The sequence below is a fragment of the Ochrobactrum sp. SFR4 genome (genome assembly GCF_019730395.1).
In the GTDB taxonomy this organism is placed as follows: domain Bacteria; phylum Pseudomonadota; class Alphaproteobacteria; order Rhizobiales; family Rhizobiaceae; genus Pseudochrobactrum.
This window is the reverse complement of record NZ_JAAPBB010000141.1, coordinates 1-510: the sequence shown is the minus strand read 5'-3', so window position 1 is coordinate 510 and position 510 is coordinate 1. Positions and strand designations below refer to the sequence as shown.

The following is a 510-nucleotide window of genomic DNA, read 5'->3' as shown; positions in this document are numbered from 1 at the left end:
CGCGCCCTTTACCGGACGGATTTGAGGCCATTTACGGCCGTACAGAACCCGGCGTCATTCTCGGCGGCGCACTTCCTGCCGAAACTATACAGATCATTTAAAGCCTTTGAGTGCGCTTGATCCGTTTAACCCGTGTCAGCGTTTCAAAATTTTTAATTCAAAGCGCATCGCGGCCGAGAAGTATTGTTCTTTTGTTGGGATGCGCAAATAAAACGGAGACATTATGTCCATTCAGAACACCCAACTCAGTCAACTTGGTGCTGCTCTCAAGGTGATAGAAAATAAATGTTGTGTTCCCGAGGGTTACGAGTTCGTGGGTATGCGTCAGGTTATTCAGGATGCGCGCCCGCTGGCACTCCTACGGTTTCAACGATCCGACGGGCGTAATAATTTCAATGGCGGGGAGCATTTTTCTACGCTTGTCAATATTGATGAAAACAGGTTGGAAGGACTGCTCTTTATTGATATCGCTTCACCGTTGATATTGACATTGATGATGAGCAGGTCAGA

The 510-nt window shown here is 47.5% G+C and carries 1 protein-coding gene; it reads left to right on the top strand.

Going from position 1 to position 510, the window contains the following annotated elements; genetic code table 11:
* Nucleotides 1-223 precede the first annotated feature (223 nt).
* Nucleotides 224-510, top strand: a 287-nt coding sequence (locus HBA93_RS18250; protein ID WP_221724243.1) for a hypothetical protein, incomplete at its 3' end; no start/stop codon positions are given.